The organism is Nonomuraea sp. NPDC003804 (assembly GCF_040610675.1).
GTDB lineage: Bacteria > Actinomycetota > Actinomycetes > Streptosporangiales > Streptosporangiaceae > Nonomuraea.
In genome coordinates this window covers 431,890-446,523 of sequence record NZ_JBEXMT010000001.1, presented here as the reverse complement: position 1 = coordinate 446,523, position 14,634 = coordinate 431,890, and the positions used below count along the sequence as shown (strand labels likewise).

The window sequence follows — 14,634 nt, the reverse complement described above, 5'->3', positions numbered from 1 at the left end:
GCGGTATAACCGGGGTCGAACCGGGGAGGCGTGATGCGGGACTCCGACAGGACTCGCTCTGCGGGGCGGGCCGCGGCGCGGGATCTGTTTGAACAGGTACGGCTGCGCTATTTCCGCCTTCCTCCCGCCATACGCAGGGTGATGCACGTCGGCGTCCTGGTCGGCGCGGTCGGTCTGGCGGCCGCCATGGGCTGGGACCTGTTCAAGACCTTCCTCGTCACGCTCGTCCTGCTCGGTTTCGTCGCGCTCACCCTGCGCTTCCCCCGCGCCGCCGCCACCGCGCTCGTGCTGCTGGGATGGGGCTGCCTGCTGCCGGTGTTCGTGATGCTGTTCCCCGCGCCGTCCATGGCGCCCACCCTTCTCATGGTGCTCGCGCTGCCCGTCGCGGCCGGCGCGCACCTGATCCGCTGGGTGCCGCCCTGGGTGACGGCGCTGATGGCGCTGCTTCCCGCGGGCGCGCTGGCCGCCGCGCTGTCTCCCGTCTCCGACGGCATCGCGGTCTGGGCGGCGTACGGCGCGGCCGCCGCCGTCCTCGTGCACCGCTTCGTCCTGGCCCGCAAGGCCCGTGCCGACCTGGTGGCGGAGGAGCCCGTCCGGGTCAGGGCGCGCGAGGCGCAGCCGGGCCACCCGCAGCACGCCGACAGGGCCGCGCCGCCGCCGCCGATCTCGGTGGAGGACGCGCTGGCCGAGTTGGAGGGCATGGTCGGCCTGGCCCCGGTGAAGGAGCAGGTCCGCTCCATCGCCGCCTCCATCGAGGCATCCAGGCTGCGCGCCGAGGCCGGATATCCCGCCGACCGGCCGACCAGGCACTTCGTCTTCGTCGGGCCGCCGGGCACGGGCAAGACCAGCGTCGCCCGCTCGGTCGCCAAGATCTTCTACGCGTTCGGCCTCCTCGAGACGCCCTACGTGGTCGAGGCGCAGCGGGCCGACCTGGTGGGGGAGTTCCTCGGCGCGACGGCGATCAAGACCAACGAGCTGGTCGACCGGGCGCTGGGCGGGGTGCTGTTCATCGACGAGGCCTACAGCCTCATCAACTCCTCGGAGGGACAGCCCGACAGGTTCGGCGCGGAAGCCGTACAGACCCTGCTGAAGCGGGCCGAGGACGACCGCGGGCACCTGATCATCATCCTGGCGGGCTACGAGCAGGAGATGACCTCCTTCCTGGCCTCCAACCCGGGGCTGTCGTCGCGGTTCGCCACCAGGGTCCGCTTTCCCAGCTACTCGCCCGCCGAGCTGCTGGAGATCACCGACCTGCTGCAGAAGCGGCGCGGCGACCGGCTGGCCGCCGAGGCCAGGCCCGCGCTGCTCGGCCTGTTCGAGGACGTCCAGCGCCGCGGCCTGGTCGACGAGCTCGGCAACGCGCGCTTCGTGCGCAGCCTGGTCGAGGCCGCCGCGCAGGCCCGCGACGTGCGCGTGGTCGGGGCGGGCGGCACGCCGAGCACCGAGGACCTCACGACCACGACGGTCGCCGACGTCACCAAGGCCTTCAACGAGCTGACCGCCCGCTTCCGCGGCTACACCGCCACGCCGACGCTGGAGGAGGCGCTGGCCGACCTCGACCGCATGGCCGGCCTCGAACCCGTCAAGCGGCAGGTCCACGCCATCGCCGCCCAGCTCCAGGTGTCCCGCATGCGGCAGGAGCGGGGGCTGCCCACGCCGCCGCAGATGCGGCACTTCGTCTTCGTCGGCCCGCCCGGTACGGGCAAGACCACCGTCGCGCGCGTCATCGGCCGCATCTTCGCCGCGCTCGGCCTGCTGGCCCGGCCCGACGTGGTCGAGGCGCAGCGCGCCGACCTGGTCGGCCAGCACCTCGGCGCGACCGCGATCAAGACCAACGAGCTGGTCGACCGGGCGCTGGGCGGGGTGCTGTTCGTCGACGAGGCCTACGGCCTGGTCAACCCCGGCTACGCGGGCGGTGACGCCTTCGGCGCGGAGGCCGTCCAGACGCTGCTCAAGCGGGCCGAGGACGACCGCGACAGGCTGGTCGTCGTCCTGGCCGGTTACGAGCGGGAGATGGACCGCTTCCTGGCCACCAACCCCGGCCTGGCCAGCCGCTTCAACCAGAAGGTCGCCTTCCCCAGCTACTCGCCGCGCGAGCTGTCCGAGATCGCCGTGCTGCTGGCCGAGCGCTCGGGCGACCACTTCGACGAAGCGGCCCGCACCGACCTGGACGAGGTCTTCACCTGGGTCTGCGGTGAGCGCCTCATCGACGGCCTGGGCAACGGCCGCTTCGCCCGTTCCCTGTTCGAGCGGGCCGCCATGCGCCGCGACGTACGGCTGGCCGCGCTGGGCCAGGCCGCCAGCGAGTCGGAGCTGACCACCATCACCAGCGACGACGTGCGCGCCGCCGTCGACGAGCTCGCGGGACGCTGACCTCCTCCATATCGATCGCAGCATGTATCTGTTTGGCTACGATCGGTGATGATGGCGGGGCTCATGTCTCGGGCCCCCGCGTCCATCTGGTCCGCCGGCCTGGGGCGGGAACGTTCCAGGCGGCGTAGCGCGCCGCCGGGGACGGCCCTCCCGCCTCCGGTGCCGCCCGCCACCACGCCGCCGCGCCCGAGGCGATCCAGGAGGAACAGTGAGAACATCCCGGCTCGTCGCGCTCATGGCCGTGGCAGGCGCGGTGACCCTGGCGGCCTGCTCGGGCGGCGAACCGGCCGCCGGAGGGCCACCAGGGCACAGGGCGGCCGCGGTCAAGGCCTTCGACATCAACCCCGTCGACCGCGCCCGCGTCAAGGACGGCGGCACGCTGCACTGGGGGATCGGCCAGTACCCGGCCCAGTGGAACGTCCACCACGTCGACGGCGGCCTCATCGACGCCAAGAACGTCGTCGACGCCCTCATGCCCACCCCTTTCCGCAGCGACGAGAAGGCGGTCGTCAGCGCCAACCCCGACTACCTCCTCGGCGCCGAGGTCACCGCCACCACCCCCCGGCAGGTCGTCACGCTGACCCTCAACCCCAAGGCCCACTGGTCCGACGGCAGGGCCATCACCTGGCAGGACTACCAGGCCCAGTGGAAGGCGATGAACGGCGCCGCCGACGGCTTCCGCGCCGGCTCGACCACCGGCTACCGCGACATCGCGTCCGTCGCCAGGGGCAAGGACGACTTCGAGGTCGTCATCACCTTCGCCAACCGCTTCGGCGACTGGCAGTCGCTGTTCACCCCGCTCTATCCGAGGTCCACCAACGGCTCGGCGGAGACCTTCAACCGCGGGTGGGTGAACCGCATCCCGGTCACCGCGGGGCCGTTCAGGTTCCAGGCGCTCGACAGGACCGCCAAGACCGTCACCCTCGTGCGCGACCCGGCGTGGTGGGGCGAGCGCGCCAAGCTCGACCGGATCGTCTTCCGCGCCATGGACGCCGACGCGCTGGTCGGCGCCTTCGCCAACGGCGAGATCGACACCTTCGACATCGGCCCGTCCGCACCCGGCTACGCCCGGTCGAAGGCCACCCGGGGCGCCGTCGTACGGCGGGCCGCCGGTCCCGACTTCCGCCACATCACGATGAACGGCCAGAGCGCCGTGCTCGCCGACGCCGGCGTGCGCCAGGCCATCGCCATGGCGATCAACCGCCGCGCGATCGCCGAGTCGGACCTGCGGGGCCTCGACTGGCCGGTCACGCTGCTGGACAACCACTTCCTCATGAACACCCACGAGGGCTACGAGGGCGGCGCGGGACGGGTGGGCGACCACGACCCGGAGCGGGCCAGGGCGGCCCTCGACGCGGCGGGGTGGAAGCTCAAGGGGCAGACGCGCGTCAAGGACGGCAAGGAACTGAACCTGCGCTTCGTCATGCCGGCGGGCTCGCAGCTGACCAAGTCGGAGGGCGAGCTGGTGCAGCACATGCTGATCCGGCTGGGGGTGAAGGTGACGCTGCAGGCGGTGCCGGCCGACGACTACTTCCCGAAGTACATCATTCCCGGCAATTACGACATAACGGCTTTTTCGTATCTCGGGACGCCGTATCCGGTTTCCAGCGGGTACGGCACGTACGCCGACGCGACGACCGACGCCAAGGGCGCCCGGCAGTGGAACGCGAACGTGGCCCGCATCGGATCACCCGAGATCGACCTGGCCATGCAGCGGGCCACGGAGGAACTGGACGCCGGCAAGGCCCGCCAGGCCACCATCCTGGCCGACCGGCTGATCTGGGACGAGGTCAACGTCCTGCCCCTCTACCAGCGGCCGCAGATCGTGGCGACGAAGGCGGCGCTCGCCAACATGGGGGCGCGAGGGTTCTACGACCTGAGATACCAGGACATCGGCTTCACCTCCTGACCCGCCGCGCCTGGCGCCCCGCCCTTGCCTGGGCGGGCGTCCGGCGGCCTGCCGTACCGGCCGGCGGTTGTGTCGGTGGCGCCGTGTAGAAGTGGATCCGTGAAACTGACCTGGCCCCAAGTCCTCTCCTGGCGGCTGCGCCGCCAGTTCGTCGCCGCCGCCGACGGCCCCGGCGCGGTGGAGATCGCCCGCAGGCTCTGCGGCCTGCAGAACCAGGTCGCCTCCTCCACCCGGCAGGCCGTCGCCGTCCGCAGCGCCACCCCCGACCCCGGGCAGCTCGACCACGCCCTCTGGCAGGACCGCACCCTGGTCAAGACCTGGATCATGCGCGGCACCCTCCACCTCGTCCCCGCCGAGGACCTGCCCGACTACTGCGCGGCCCTCAGCACCCTGCGCTTCTGGGAGAAGGGGTCGTGGCAGCGCGGCCACGGCGTCACCGCGGCGGAGACCGAGGCGATCATCGACGCCGTCCCCCGGGTTCTCGGCGGCGCCCCCCTGACCCGCGACGAACTGGTCGAGGCCGTCGTCGACCGCACCGGCGACGACCACCTCCGCGAGGCCCTGACCTCGGGCTGGGGCGTGCTCCTCAAGCCGCTGGCCCGCCTCGGCGAGCTCTGCTACGGCCCGCCGCGCGAGGGCAGGGTGACGTTCACCGCCCCGCGCGCGTGGCTGCCGTCATGGCCCGCCGCGCTGCCCTCCTTCGAGGAGGCGGGCGTACGGCTGGCGCGCGCGTTCCTCGCCGCCCACGGCCCCGCCTCGCCGGAGGCCTTCGACACCTGGCTGTTCGGCGGCGTGGCCAGGAAGGGCGTGCTCAAGGGCTGGTTCCGCGACCTGGCTCCCGAGCTCACCGAGGTCGACGTGGAGGGCACTCCGCTGCTGGCGCTCACCGAGCACCTCGACGACCTGGCGGCCACCGAGCCTTCGCAGGCCGTGCACCTGTTGCCCGGTTTCGATCAGTACATCCTGGGCGCACCCCGCTCCCTGGAGCCGCTCATCCCCGCCGGCGTCAAGTCGAAGGTGAGCCGGGCGGCGGGGTGGATCTCGCCGGTCGTGGTTTACCAGGGCCGCGTGGCGGGCGTCTGGGAGAGCAAGGACGGCGAGCCGGTTCTCGAGCTCTTCGAACCGGTCCCCGAGCAGCCGCTCACCGCGGCCGTCGCCAGGCTGCGGGCCGCCACCGCGCAGGATCCCGGCGCCTGACGAACCCAGCCATCGGGGAAGGGGCGGCGCGCCGAAGGGGCCCTGGTCCGCGGCCCCGGCCGGGTCAGCGCCGCACGAGCCTGAAGGTGAGCGCGTCGCCGGGACGGGCCTGGGCGGCGACCGGCAGATCGGCGTCCAGCACGACGCCGATCACCGGGTACCCGCCGGTCGGCGGATGGTCGGCCAGGAAGACGATCGGCTGCCCGCTCGGCGGCACCTGTATCGCCCCCGTCACCACGCCCTCACTCGGCAGCTCGCCCCGGCGGGCCCACTCCAGGGCGGTGCCGCGCAGCCGTACGCCGACCCGGTTGCTGTCCTGGGTGACCTCGTAGGGCCGGGCGCACAGCCCGGCCAGCGCGCCGGGCGCGAACCAGTCGTCGCGCGGCCCGGCCAGCACGCGCAGCACCGGCGGCGGCAGCGCCCCCGCGGACGCGTGGTCGGCGCGGATCGGCGCGAGCGCGCCGGTGGCGCCCACGGGCAGCCGCGTGCCCGCCCGGAGCGGCTCGGGCCCGAGCCCCGACAGCGAGTCGGTCGAGCGGCTGCCGAGCACGGGCTCCACGTCGATGCCGCCGCGCACGGCCACGTACGTCCGCAGCCCCGCGGCGGGCGCGCCGACCCGCAGTTCGGCGCCCGGCGGCAGCCAGAAGGGCACCGCCATCCCGTGCGCCCCTGTCCCTGAGACCACCGTCAGCGGGCAGGCCGCCCCTGTCACCGCGATCCACGCGCCGCTCAGGAAGCGGAGCCTGGCGCCGCCGAAGGTCAGCTCCAGGCCCGCGCTGCCCTCGGGGTTGCCGACCAGGCGGTTGGCCAGGCGCAGGCCTGCGGCGTCGGCGGCCCCGGAGCGGGGCACGCCCAGGTGCGCGTAGCCGGGCCGGCCCAGGTCCTGCACCGTCGCGTAAGGCCCGGGAGCGAGCACCTCGATCATGTCGCCTCGAAGCGTACCCGGGTGCCGGGCGGCAGCAGCGACGGCGGGTCGGCGTGGACGTCCCACACCCGCAGCGACGTGCGGCCGAGCAGCCGCCACCCGCCGGGCGAGGCCGTGGGGTAGACCGCCGCGTAGGGACCGGCGATCGCCACCGAGCCCGCGGGCACCGACGTGCGCGGCGTGGTCAGGCGGGGCACGTGCAGCACGGGGTCCAGCCCCGTCAGATAGGCGAAGCCCGGCGCGAAGCCCAGCCAGCCGGCCACCAGCTCGGTGCCCGTGTGCCTGGCGATCACCTCGGGCACGGTCAGGCCCGTCTCGGCGGCGACCGACGGCAGGTCCGCCCCGTCGTAGACGACGGGAATCGTCACCACCTTCTCGGACAGCGCCGGCGAATCGCCGCCGGCCGAGGCGAGATCGGCCAGCTCGGCCAGCCGGGCGCGCAGCCGCGACTGGCCCCCGCCCCTGGCCACCACCAGCACCGTCTCGGGCCCTGGCACGATCTCCTCGACCTCGGCCGGCCGTTCGGCGCGCAGCAGCGCGTCCAGCCGGTGGGAGGCCGCCAGCGACCCCGTCTCCACCAGCAGTCCGTGCTCTCCGGCGGGCCTGACCAGGCTCATGCGAAGGACTGGATGGCCACCCCGGCCTCCAGGAGGCCGTCCCGTACGGCACGCGCCAGCCGTACCGCGTCGGGGGTGTCGCCGTGGACGCACACCGACCGCGCCTTGACGGACACCTCCGAGCCGTCGATCGCGGTCACCGTGCCGTCCACGGCCATGCGCACCGCCCGCGCCGCCACCTCGCCGGGGTCGTGGATCACCGCGCCCTCCTCGCGGCGCGAGACCAGCGTGCCCGCCGGCGTGTAGGCGCGGTCCGCGAACGCCTCGGTGACCGTCGGGACCCCCGCCTCGGCCGCCGCCGTGTGGACCACCGAACCGGGCAGGGTCAGCACGGGCAGGCCGGCGTCGTAGTCGAGCACCGCGTCGACCAGCGCGGCGGCCTGCACGGGGTCACGCACGACCCGGTTGTAGAGGGCGCCGTGCGGCTTGACGTAGGCGACCCGGCCGCCCATCGCCCGGGCGATCCCGTCGACGGCGGCCAGCTGATACAGCACCTCGGCGCACAGCTCCTCCGGCTCGACGTCCATCTCCCTGCGCCCGAAACCGGCCAGGTCACGGTAGGACACCTGCGCCCCGATGGTCACCCCCCTGTCGACGGCCGCGGCGCAGGTGCGCCTGATCGTCACGGGGTCGCCCGCGTGGAAGCCGCAGGCGACGTTGGCCGAGGTGACGATGTCGAGCAGGGCGAGATCGTCACCGAGCCGCCAGATGCCGAAGCCCTCTCCGAGGTCAGCGTTGAGGTCGATCACCATAGGTCATGACGCTACAGGCCGTCGGGGATGTCCGCGATGTCATCCAGCGCGGACGCGAGCTCCTCGGGGTCGGCGCCGATGCGCTCGACGATCTCGATGAGGACGTGGAGCACTTCGTGCCGGTCGTGGCCCAGGTCGAGCAGCCGCTGCGCCGCCTCCCACAGCTGCGGCGGATCGCCCTCCCACAGCCGCGTGGCGATCTCCTCGTGCCAGGCCAGGTGCTGCTCGTCGATCTCGCCGACGTGGTCGATCTCCAGCAGGATGCGCCGGTCGGCCTCGTCGGCGGGGTTGAGCGTGTCGAGGTCGATGTCGCCGTGCCTGCCCTGCAGGATCGGGAACGCGAACACCCGCCTGGCCAGCGCCGACAGGTCGCCGTCCGGCAGCAGCCGCTCCATCAGCGCCATGTCGAGCCCGAAGGAGGCCGGATCGCGGTAGGCGTCGGGGAAGCGGGCGGTGGCCTCCCACACCCCGTCGAGCGTGGCCGCGATCCCCTGCTCGGGCAGCCCGGTACGGCGGGCGGCGAACCGCACCCACGCCGCCAGCACGTGCGGCATCGCCTCCTGCTCGGCGTGGCTGAGCATGACCTTGCGCGGCAGCCAGTCGAGCAGGAACGTCTCGCACTTGGTGGGGCTGACCCGCAGCGGGCGGTCGAAGTCCTGCTCGCAGCCGTAGTCGATGATGTGGTCGGCGCAGCGTGAGGCGGCCGACGGGTCGGACAGGTGCTCGGCCGCGTCGGAGGCCAGGAACTCGGCGGCCAGCATCGCCCTGCGTTCCCTGCTGTAGGGCGCCTCGCTGTGCAGCGGGGCGGGCCGCCTGCGTCCCGGCGGCAGCGCCTTCAGCCTGGACCTGGCGAAGGCGTGGTAGGCGCTGTAGCTGTCGCTGACCGGCGGCGGGTTCTTCGGCTCGCGGGTGGCCCGCATCGCCGACTCCAGCAGTGCCCTGGCCTGCTGCGGCTCGACCTCCTCGAACAGCAGCATCGGGTTGGCCTCCGCCTCCGCCCGGGCCTCGTCGAGCAGCTTGTCGACGTGGGTGGAGACCCACGCGTCGCGGGCCATGCCCGACATGTTGTAGTCGACGACCATCACGAGCGCGTGGCGGTCCTGCGGGTGGGCGGCCGCGGCGTGGGCGCCCTCGGTCCGCTCCTCGCTCCACCGGTAGCCGAAGGTGCAGATCACGGTGTCCTGGTCGCCGTAGGCGTCGCGCGAGACGTAGCACCCGGTCGGCTTCACCGCGCCGACCCTGTCGGCCCATCCCGGCCTGGCCACCCCCGACTCCATCATCGCCAGCGCCGCGCCCTCGGCCTTGGCGCCCTGGCGGGCCGTGCCCAGGTAGGCCAGGCAGATCAGCAGCGTCAGCGACGCGGGCGTGCCCGCCTTGGCCGCGTAGTCGACCAGCCCCTCGCCCAGGACCTGCTCGACGTCGCCCCCGCGCACCCTGCGGCCCCACCAGGCGCCGACCATGTCGGAGACCATGAGTTCGGCGTCGAGGGGACTGCGGACGGCCAGCAGCTCGCGGGCCGCCTGCACCATCTCGGCGAACACGTCGTCAGGCGGAGTGCTCTCCCTGGGGTCTCGTCGGTGTCGGCGCACGCCCTCCACTCTCTCGCATTCCAGGCGGAAACGGTGCGTTTACCAATGAGAAACCAGGCTTGACCGGCCGTCGCCGTCCGCCAGACGAAAGCAGGCCGGGTCTTGATGTTATCGGGGCGGGCGCGGCGGCGGCGCGGAGTTGACGATGGCGAGCAGGTGCTCGCGGGCTATCCGCTCGACGATGTCGGGCGTGGCCTCGATGCCGAGGTGCTCGACGCAGGCGAGAGCGTCGGCGACGCAGCGGTCGACGGTCTCGATGGGCACGGTCAGGAATTCGGCGGCCAGGCGCAGGCTCACCGGTTCCCGTATGAGTCGAGTGGCCAGTGCGAGCATAGGAGTGAGATTCCTCTGGAGCCACGGGGCAAAACCCCAAGAACGGTCAAGCTGGGGAGTGCGTTCCCATTCCACCGGTTCTCGGGCAGCTGTCAACCCTCTGTGGCGCCTGTGTTCGCTTCTTGGAAGTTCCTTTCATGCGAAGCTGGTTCCATGCGCATCCAGCTCGCCCAGCGGACGGAGGCCGACGAACTGCTCGGCCGCAGTCCGCTCGCCCTGCTCGTCGGCATGCTGCTCGATCAGCAGATCCCGATGGAGTGGGCCTTCTCCGGCCCCTTCACGATCTCGCAGAGATTGGGCCACGAGCTGACGGCCGAGGAGGTGGCGGCCTATGATCCAGAGGCGTTCGCGGCGGTGCTCGCCGAGAAGCCGGCTGTCCACCGCTACCCCAAGTCCATGGCCGAACGGGTGCAGCGGCTGGCCGCCTACCTCGTCGAGCACTACGACGGCAGGCCCGAGCTGCTGTGGGCGGACGTCAGCGACGGCAAGGAGCTTCTCAGGCGGCTGCAGGACCTGCCCGGGTACGGCAAGCAGAAGGCCCAGATCTTCCTGGCCCTGCTGGGCAAGCAGCTCGGCGTCCAGCCCGACGGCTGGCGCGAGGCCGCGGGACTCTACGGTGAGGAGGGGTCGTTCCGCTCCGTGGCCGACGTCGTCGACGGCGAGAGCCTGGAGAAGGTGCGGGCCACCAAACAGGAGGCCAAGAAGGCGGCCAAGGGCAAGTAGCCTGATCTTGCTGCGCACAGTGGAGCGACTTTGACAGGATGCGTTGACCGTATGGCGGCCGGGGCTTCCGTCCGTGCATGCCCATCGCCGATGATGTACAGCAGAATCCGGTCGCCCGGAGCTGCGCTACACCGATACACAGTTATGGAGATGTGCCGCGTGGGAGACCCTGGCACGCGACGGAGGTGCCGACCATGAGCGCCGAGACCTCCGTGCCCCGTCCCCGGGAGTCGGGTGTGGACATCTCAGACTCCGGCCTGTTCAAGGGCCTGATGTCCGAGGCGGAGTTCGCCTTCGCCTTCTTCGACCCCGAGGGGCGCTTCGACCGGGTCAACGAGGTGTTCAGCGATGTCGTCGGCGTGCCCGCGGACCGGTTGCCGGGCCGTACACCCGCCGAGACCCTCACCGCCGACCTCAGCCGGCTGATCACCCACGCCGTGCAGGGCGTGGTGGAGAGCGACGCTCCGGTCGCCGAGGGCCGCGTGCGGGTGCGCTCGGGTGAGGGCGACACCAGGCACTGGTCGCTGTCGTTCTCGCCGGTCCACGACGAGCAGGGTGAGCTGCGCGCCGTCGCGCTCATCGGCGCCGACGTCACCGAGAGCCGTCAGACCGAGGAGGACCTGCGGCGCAGCGAGGAGCGCTACCGCTCCCTCGTCGAGGCGCAGTCGCAACTGGTGTGGATCACCTCGCCCACGGGCGCGGTGGTCGAGGACGCGCCGCAGTGGCGCGCCATCACCGGCCAGGGGCTGGAGGAGTACCTGGCGCACGGCTGGCTGGAGGCCGTCCATCCCGACGAGCGCCAGCACACCGAGGAGGTGTGGAAGGAGGCGCTGCGCGGCCGCACCATGTTCGAGTGGAACTACCGCGTCCGCACGAGAGCCAGCGGCTACCGCCACTTCGAGGTGCGGGCCGTGCCGATCATCCGGCACGGCCGCGTCGTGGAGTGGGTGGGCGCCAACACCGACGTCACGCCGCAGCGCGAGGCCGAGGAGATGCGCGGCAGGCTGACCGACCAGCTCGGCGCCGCCGCGCTGCGCACGGCCAGGCTGCAGGGCGCCACGGCGATGCTGGCCGAGGCGCTGACGGTCGAGCAGGTGGTGCAGGTCATCATCGACGTCGGCCGTACGGCACTGGCCGCCGACCGCTCGGCGGTGGCGCTGCTCGACCTCGACAGGGCCGTGCTCAAGCTGGTCAACGGCGGCGGCGTGCCCGAGGTGCCGGGCGCCACCGGCGAGGACGTGCCGCTGTCGCACTCCAGCGTCCTGACCATGGCCGTCAACAGCAGGCGCCCGGTCTTCGCCGAGTCGCCCGAGAGCCTCAAGGCCCAGCTGCTGGACGCCGGAGGCGACGAGGACGTCCTGACGGCCTTCCTGGCCCACAGCGACGAGCGGGCCTGGGTCGGACTGCCCCTGCTGGCCGCCGGGCGCGCCCTGGGCGCGCTGCGCTTCTCCTTCACCAGGCCGCAGAAGATCTCCCAGGAGGACGGCGTCTTCCTCGAGGCGCTGGCCGGTCAGTGCGCGCTGGCGGTCGAGCGGGCCACGCTGTTCGAGCGCGAGCACCGCACCGCCGAGACGCTGCAGCGCAGCCTCCTGCCCGACCGGCTGCCGGTGGTCAAGGGCCTGGTGCTGGCCCAGCGGTTCCGTTCCGGCAGCCGCCACGTGCAGGTCGGCGGCGACTGGTACGACGCGTTCGTGCTGCAGGACGGCAGGGTCGCCGCGGTCGTCGGCGACGTCATGGGCAAGGGCGTCAAGGCGGCCGCGGGCATGGGCCGCATCCGCAACGCGATGCGTGCCCTGGCGCTGACCAACCCGCCGCCCGCGGCCGTGCTGACGGGGCTCGACAGGGTCTTCGACGCCACCGAGGAGGAGGAGCAGGTCACCACGCTGGCCTACATGGTCGTGGAGCCCGGCACCGGCGAGGGCACGCTGGCGCTGGCCGGCCACCCGCCACCCGTGCTCATCTCGCCGCAGGGCAGCGCCATCCTGTGCGACGCCGAGCCCGGCACGCCGCTCGGCTGGCCCACCTCGCGCCGGCAGTTCCGGTTCGTGGTGCCGCCGGGGCACACCGCCGTGCTCTACTCCGACGGCATGGTGGAGAACCGCAAGCGGGGGCTGGACGCGGGACTCGCGGAGCTTTGCTCGGTTGTGACCGAAGCGCCACACGAAGTCGTAAACAATCCGCACATGCTGCTTGATTTCCTTGTAGATCGCATGTTGTCCGGCTACGAACAGGACGATGACGTCACGGCGCTCGCGATTCACGTTCCCGCAGCCACGAAGAGTGACTGAATGAAACAGTCATAAGGGTTGCTTTCGGGTATCAGTGCACCGCTTCCGTACGCACTACTGTTCCGGTCGGCCTAGGGTGGAGGTCAACCGCCGGGAGGTGGCCGTATGGAGTGCCGGGTCGTGCCAGAATGCTGGATGGTCCGTTTGCGCTCCGCACGGCCGCACCGATCTCCTAGAGAGGCATAGCCCCCCAGCGGGCATCTGGGTCCATTGTCGCCACGCGTTCGTTCGAGAGGTGTTCGTGTCGCCTGCAAGTTCGACTCGCTCGAAGCCATCAGAGCTGAACGAGCCCGTCATTCAGCGACTGCTCGAGCGTGGGCGCTCGCAGGGGTTCCTCGAGTCCGAGGATGTCCGTCAGGCCTTCGAGGAGGCGGACATCCCCATGTCGCAAGCCGCGGGGGTCCTGCGGACGCTCAGCAAAGAGGGCGTCGTCGTCCGGCTGACCGCCGCTGACTCGGCGGCTCCGAAGAAGTCTCGTGGTCCAGCAAAGCGCCGTACCGCTGCCCCCGTCAAGACGAGAACCGCAGCGGCCGCAAAGGAGCAGCAGCCGGAGACCGTGACCGCGGTCGTCGCCGCTGAGGCAGCCTCCGCTGAGCGGCCCGCCGCGAAGAAGGCCGAGCCCGCCAAGAAGGCCGCCCCTGCGGCCCGCAAGGCGGCAGCGCCTGCCAAGAAGGAAGGCAAGGCCGAGGCGCCCGCCAACGGGCCCGCACCGACCAAGCCGAAGTCGCCCGAGGGCGTCGACGAGGACGACATCGACCTCGAGGGCGACGTCGAGCTCGAGGACCTCGAAGACCTGGAGGTCGACGAGGTCGAGGTCGAGGTCGAAGTCGAGGCCGACGAGGAGCCCGAGGAGGAGCCCAAGCCCGAGACCGTCGCCACCAGCGACGACGAGGTGCTGATCCTCTCCGACGACGACGATGACGCCCCCGTGGCGCAGGTCGCCGCCGCCGGCGCCACCGCCGACCCCGTCAAGGACTACCTCAAGCAGATCGGCAAGGTCCCCCTGCTCAACGCCGAGCAGGAGGTCGAGCTGGCCAAGCGCATCGAGGCGGGCCTGTTCGCCGAGGAGCAGCTCGGTGGCGGCGAGGTCGACCAGCTGCCCGTCGACGTCAGGGCCGAGCTCGAGTGGATCGCCGAGGACGGCCGCAGGGCCAAGAACCACCTCCTGGAGGCCAACCTCCGGCTGGTGGTCTCGCTGGCCAAGCGCTACACCGGGCGCGGCATGCTGTTCCTGGACCTGATCCAGGAGGGCAACCTGGGCCTGATCCGCGCGGTGGAGAAGTTCGACTACACCAAGGGTTACAAGTTCTCCACCTACGCCACGTGGTGGATCCGCCAGGCGATCACCCGCGCCATGGCCGACCAGGCGCGGACCATCCGCATCCCGGTCCACATGGTCGAAGTGATCAACAAGCTGGCCAGGGTCCAGCGGCAGATGCTGCAGGACCTCGGTCGCGAGCCCACGCCCGAGGAACTGGCCCGTGAGCTGGACATGACGCCCGAGAAGGTCGTCGAGGTCCAGAAGTACGGCCGCGAGCCCATCTCGCTGCACACCCCCCTCGGTGAGGAGGGCGACAGCGAGTTCGGTGACCTCATCGAGGACTCCGAGGCCATCGTCCCGGCCGACGCCGTCAGCTTCACGCTGCTGCAGGAGCAGCTCCACTCCGTTCTCGACACGCTGTCGGAGCGGGAGGCGGGCGTCGTGTCGATGCGGTTCGGCCTCACCGACGGGCAGCCGAAGACGCTGGACGAGATCGGCAAGGTCTACGGGGTGACGCGCGAGCGCATCCGGCAGATCGAGTCGAAGACGATGTCCAAGCTTCGTCACCCGTCGCGTTCACAGGTTCTGCGCGACTACCTGGATTAGGTGTCGCGCGAGAAGGGGGTACGGTCCTTGCGGGCCGTACCCCCTTCCGCTTGTCCGGCGA

11 protein-coding genes are annotated in these 14,634 nt (G+C 71.9%); 6 read left to right on the top strand and 5 right to left on the bottom strand.

Going from position 1 to position 14,634, the window contains the following annotated elements; all coding sequences use genetic code 11:
• Nucleotides 1–33: 33 nt before the first annotated feature.
• From ABZX22_RS02070 to ABZX22_RS02060, 3 genes are all read left to right on the top strand, one after another.
• Nucleotides 34–2,373: an AAA family ATPase gene (locus ABZX22_RS02070; RefSeq protein ID WP_354905117.1), complete on the top strand. Its 2,340-nt coding sequence runs from the start codon at nucleotides 34–36 to the stop codon at nucleotides 2,371–2,373.
• Nucleotides 2,374–2,581: 208 nt separating this feature from the next.
• Nucleotides 2,582–4,282 (top strand): ABC transporter family substrate-binding protein, encoded by a 1,701-nt coding sequence (locus tag ABZX22_RS02065; RefSeq protein ID WP_354905114.1) that lies wholly within the window; start codon nucleotides 2,582–2,584, stop codon nucleotides 4,280–4,282.
• A gap of 99 nt (nucleotides 4,283–4,381) precedes the next feature.
• Complete coding sequence (locus ABZX22_RS02060) at nucleotides 4,382–5,479, top strand: winged helix DNA-binding domain-containing protein (RefSeq protein ID WP_354905111.1); 1,098 nt, start codon at nucleotides 4,382–4,384, stop codon at nucleotides 5,477–5,479.
• Between the two features lie 64 nt (nucleotides 5,480–5,543).
• Here the strand turns inward: ABZX22_RS02060 and ABZX22_RS02055 are convergent, their stop codons facing one another.
• The 5 genes from ABZX22_RS02055 to ABZX22_RS02035 all read right to left on the bottom strand — a co-directional run bounded on the left by ABZX22_RS02055 (nucleotide 5,544) and on the right by ABZX22_RS02035 (nucleotide 9,659).
• Complete coding sequence (locus tag ABZX22_RS02055) at nucleotides 5,544–6,404, bottom strand: biotin-dependent carboxyltransferase family protein (protein ID WP_354905109.1); 861 nt, start codon at nucleotides 6,402–6,404, stop codon at nucleotides 5,544–5,546.
• A complete protein-coding gene (locus tag ABZX22_RS02050) occupies nucleotides 6,401–7,021 on the bottom strand; it encodes an allophanate hydrolase subunit 1 (protein ID WP_354905107.1) in 621 nt (206 codons plus the stop codon). Before ABZX22_RS02050 ends, ABZX22_RS02055 begins: the two co-directional genes overlap by 4 nt.
• Nucleotides 7,018–7,773 carry a 5-oxoprolinase subunit PxpA gene (locus ABZX22_RS02045; protein WP_354905105.1) on the bottom strand — a complete coding sequence of 252 codons (756 nt, stop codon included), beginning with the start codon at nucleotides 7,771–7,773 and terminating at the stop codon, nucleotides 7,018–7,020. Before ABZX22_RS02045 ends, ABZX22_RS02050 begins: the two co-directional genes overlap by 4 nt.
• A gap of 11 nt (nucleotides 7,774–7,784) precedes the next feature.
• The gene (locus tag ABZX22_RS02040; protein ID WP_354905238.1) at nucleotides 7,785–9,302 is read right to left on the bottom strand and encodes a hypothetical protein; all 1,518 of its coding nucleotides are present in this window, start codon (nucleotides 9,300–9,302) and stop codon (nucleotides 7,785–7,787) included.
• Nucleotides 9,303–9,470: 168 nt separating this feature from the next.
• Entirely contained in the window at nucleotides 9,471–9,659 is a 189-nt protein-coding gene (locus ABZX22_RS02035) for a hypothetical protein (protein WP_354905103.1), read from the bottom strand.
• Between the two features lie 189 nt (nucleotides 9,660–9,848).
• On the opposite strand from ABZX22_RS02035, the gene ABZX22_RS02030 reads away from it, so the two are divergent.
• From ABZX22_RS02030 to ABZX22_RS02020, 3 genes are all read left to right on the top strand, one after another.
• Nucleotides 9,849–10,418 carry an HhH-GPD-type base excision DNA repair protein gene (locus ABZX22_RS02030; RefSeq protein WP_354905101.1) on the top strand — a complete coding sequence of 190 codons (570 nt, stop codon included), beginning with the start codon at nucleotides 9,849–9,851 and terminating at the stop codon, nucleotides 10,416–10,418.
• A gap of 194 nt (nucleotides 10,419–10,612) precedes the next feature.
• Nucleotides 10,613–12,706 (top strand): SpoIIE family protein phosphatase, encoded by a 2,094-nt coding sequence (locus tag ABZX22_RS02025; RefSeq protein ID WP_354905099.1) that lies wholly within the window; start codon nucleotides 10,613–10,615, stop codon nucleotides 12,704–12,706.
• A gap of 241 nt (nucleotides 12,707–12,947) precedes the next feature.
• Nucleotides 12,948–14,573 carry an RNA polymerase sigma factor gene (locus ABZX22_RS02020; RefSeq protein WP_354905097.1) on the top strand — a complete coding sequence of 542 codons (1,626 nt, stop codon included), beginning with the start codon at nucleotides 12,948–12,950 and terminating at the stop codon, nucleotides 14,571–14,573.
• Nucleotides 14,574–14,634: the final 61 nt, after the last annotated feature.